Genomic DNA, 3562 nt, shown 5'->3' on the forward strand with positions numbered 1-3562 from the left:
CCGACGCACCGAGCCGGGGCCTGGCCGACGTCGTGCTGCTCGCCGACGACGACGCGCCGGGGCCGCACGTGCGCGTCACCGTGGAGGGCGACGCCGACGACGTCGCGCCGTCGGTCGGGGCCGCGGTGTACCGGATCGCGCAGGAGTCGGTCACCAACGCGCGCCGCCACGCGCGCGGCGCGCGCCGGGTCGAGGTGCGCGTGCACGCCGGGCGCGACGTCGTGCGGCTCGACGTCACCGACGACGGCGAGCCGGCCGGCCGGACGGCGGGGGAGGGCTACGGTCTGGCAGGCATGAGGGAACGAGCGGCGCTGCTGGGCGGGACGTGCGAGGCCGGTCCGCGGCCCGACGGCGGGTGGGCGGTCACGGCCGAGCTCCCGCGGACCGGACCGGCCGTATGAGCGTGCGGGTGGTGCTCGCCGACGACCAGGAGATCGTGCGGACCGGGCTGCGGATGATCCTGGACGCGCAGCCGGGCATCGAGGTGCTCGCCGAGGCCGGCGACGGGCAGCGGGCCGTCGAGCTCGCACGGTCGCTGCGCCCGGACGTGTGCCTGTTCGACATCCGCATGCCCGTGATGGACGGCATCGCGGCGACGCGCGCGCTCGCCGGGCCGGGCGTCGACGACCCGATCCCCGTCGTCGTCATCACGACGTTCGACCTCGACGAGCACGTGTACGACGCGCTGCGTGCCGGCGCGCGCGGGTTCCTGCTCAAGGACGCTGGTCCGGCGATGCTCGCCCAGGCCGTGCACGCCGCGGCGGCCGGGGACGCGCTCATCGCCCCCGCGGTGACGGCGCGGCTGCTGCGGGCCTTCGCGACGACGCCGGCGCCGCGGGGGGCCGCGGCGCCGCAGCCGATCGACGCGCTCACCGAGCGCGAGGAGCAGGTGCTGCTCGAGGTCGCGCGCGGGCGGACCAACGACGAGATCGCCGTCGCGCTCTACGTGAGCCTCAGCACGGTCAAGACCCACGTCGCCAACCTGCTCGCCAAGCTCGGCGTGCGGAACCGCGTCGAGCTCGCGCTGTGGGCGTACCAGACCGGGCGCATCGACGCGGGCAGCTAGGGCGCCCTCGCGAGACGGGCGCCCGCGAACGGGGCGCTCGCGCGGACCGGGCGCTCCCACGTCCGGGCTCGGCCGAAAGGACGAGGTCGCTGCGGCCGCCCGGCCGATCCGCTGACGCCCCGCGCTCGCCACGATCGACGCATGACGACGATCGAGGTCCCCAGCCAGGACCGGCAGCACCCGTCGGGGGTCCGGCCGAGCGCACCACCCGCCGCACGCCGGGCACCGAGCCGGAAGCGTCGGCGAGCGCCCGAGTGGGTGCTGCCGACCGGCCTGATCCTGCTCAGCCTCGTCCCCATGGTCGCGGGCAGCGTCCGGCTCGCGTCGCTCAGCGGCACCGTGGACACGGGCGACGCGCTCGGGCCGGCGCCCGCGCCGACGGCGGCTCTCGTCGCGCACATCGTCAGCGTGACGGTCTACATGCTGCTCGGCGCGCTGCAGTTCCACCGCGGGCTGCGGCGCCGTCGGCCGCGCTGGCACCGGGTCGCCGGCCGCGTGACCGCGCCCGCGGGGCTCGTCGCGGCGCTCAGCGGCGTGTGGCTCGCCGTCGCCGCCGTCGGTCCGCACGACAACGGGCCGATGATCGGGCTGCGCGTCGTCGTCGGCCTCGCGATGGCCACGAGCCTCGTGCTCGGTGTCCGGACTGTCCTGCGGCGCGACCTGCGGGCCCACCGCGCGTGGATGGTGCGCGCGTACGCACTCGGTCAGGGCGCCGGGACGCAGGCGGTCGTGCTCACCGTCGGCGCGGCGGTGCTCGGGGAGCTCGGCGGCCTCACCGAGGCCGTGCTCTTCGCCGCGTCCTGGGGGCTCAACCTCGCGATCGGCGAGTGGGCGATCCGCCGCTGGTGACGGCGGCTCACCCCGCGCCGAGGTCGTCCAGCGCCTGGGCGAGCGCGGCCCACGCGGCGCCGTCGGGCAGCGCGGCGATCTGCCGCCGCAGCTCCCGCGCACGCTCCGCGACCTCGCGCTCGGGCTCGTCGAGCAGCGCCGCGTAGCGCTCGTCGGCGACGTACGCCGGCGGGGTCGCGAGCATCGCGACGGCGTCGAGGAAGATGGCGAGCCGCCGCGCCCTCGGCCCCGGGCCCTCGTCGTCGGGCGCGACGGCGACGTAGTCGAACCGGTCCTCCCACAGGCGCCGCGTGGCGTCGTCGGCCGCGAACGTCACGACGGTGCCGAGCGCGGTGCCGCGTGCGTGGTCGTCGTCGTCGAGCGGCGTGCTGCCCGCACGGAACAGCAGCACCTCGTGCGCGATCCGCAGGAAGTTGTCGTCCGTCATCGACGCGCCGACGACGAGCAGGTGCTTGGTCATGAGCAGCGACTGCACGACGGCGCCCATGGGCCGCGACCGGGCGTCGTACCCGACGAAGTCCGAGCGCGAGAGCACGATCGTCTCGGGGAACCGCGCGTCGCCGTGCATCTTGAGCAGCCACGGCGCGCGCGGGACGGCCGGGTTGAACGGGAGCACGGGCATGACGCCGTGGCCGGCGTCGCGCATCGCGCGCTCGTAGAGGTCGTCGTAGTTGGTCGTCACCGCCTCGGCGCACCGCAGCGACGCGAGCAGCGCGTGGGAGAGGCCGTAGCGACCGCCGCCGAGGGTCAGCTCCGCGACGCGCTCGCCGAGCCGTTCCTCGCCGAGCACCCGGCGCAGCAGCTCGGACTGGTCGAGCGGCGAGCGCAGCGACCCGAGATCCACGCCGCCGTCCTCCGCGAGGCGCCGGATGAGCGTGCCCCACGACGGCAGTCCGGCCGACATGCTCACGCCCGCGCCGATGAACAGCGCGAGCGAGCCCTCGGCGACGCGGTCGGCGAGCGCCTGCGCCTCCGCGACCAGCTCGGGCCCGAGCCGCTCCTCGTGACCGCCGCCCAGCGCCCGACGTCGCGCCTGGAAGGCCGCGTGGTCCGACGCGTCCGCCGCGACGAGCACGACGTCGATCCCCAGCATCGCCACCGCGTCGCGGCACGCCGCGAGCACACGGTCGACGACGTCGCCGCGCACCGGGTCGAACCCGCCGCGGCCGACGCCGAGCGTGGGCACCGCGACGACGGGGCGCGGGCGTCCACTGCCCGGGGTCAGGGCCGCGCGGTCGACGTCGTGCAGCGCGGCGGCCAGCCGCTCGGCGAGCGCGGTGACGGCCTCGGCCGCGCGCTCCCGGCCGAGTGTGTGAGCGGCGTCGACGAACCACATGGGGTGCAGGAGGGTGAACGGCGCGGCGTCCTCGCGTGCTCTGCCCCAGCCGCGGTCCGCCCAGCCCTCGGGGCGCAGCCGTGCGATCGCGGCGCGCCGGTCGGCGTCGGGCACGTGCTCGGCGCCGAGCGCGGCCGCCCAGACCGGGGTGACCGAGAACGCGCGGTCGGTCGGCACGACCACCGCGTCGTGGTCGAGGTTCTCGAGCCGCCCGTGGACGACGAACACGTGCCCCGCCCCTGCCATGGGCCGACGCTAACCGCCCCCGTCGCGGCCCGCCGCGCCACCCCGCGCCGCCCGCCCGCCCGCCC

The 3562-nt window shown here is 77.0% G+C and carries 4 protein-coding genes; 3 read left to right on the forward strand and 1 reads right to left on the reverse strand.

The window, feature by feature from the left end; genetic code table 11:
• The 3 genes from ICW40_RS18875 to ICW40_RS18885 all read left to right on the forward strand — a co-directional run.
• Positions 1-401, forward strand: a 401-nt coding sequence (locus tag ICW40_RS18875) for a sensor histidine kinase (protein ID WP_374199186.1), incomplete at its 5' end; no start/stop codon positions are given.
• Positions 398-1066: a response regulator gene (locus ICW40_RS18880; protein ID WP_221655537.1), complete on the forward strand. Its 669-nt coding sequence runs from the start codon at positions 398-400 to the stop codon at positions 1064-1066. The genes ICW40_RS18875 and ICW40_RS18880, both read left to right, overlap by 4 nt.
• A 141-nt stretch (positions 1067-1207) precedes the next feature.
• Positions 1208-1915, forward strand: coding sequence for a DUF2306 domain-containing protein (locus ICW40_RS18885; RefSeq protein ID WP_221655538.1), 708 nt, complete (start codon positions 1208-1210; stop codon positions 1913-1915).
• A gap of 7 nt (positions 1916-1922) precedes the next feature.
• Here ICW40_RS18885 and ICW40_RS18890 read toward each other — a convergent pair whose 3' ends face one another.
• Positions 1923-3497, reverse strand: a complete 1575-nt coding sequence (locus tag ICW40_RS18890; protein ID WP_221655539.1) for an SIR2 family NAD-dependent protein deacylase — start codon at positions 3495-3497, stop codon at positions 1923-1925.
• Positions 3498-3562: the final 65 nt, after the last annotated feature.

The sequence above is a fragment of the Actinotalea ferrariae genome, from assembly GCF_019733465.1.
Lineage (GTDB): Bacteria > Actinomycetota > Actinomycetes > Actinomycetales > Cellulomonadaceae > Actinotalea > Actinotalea ferrariae_A.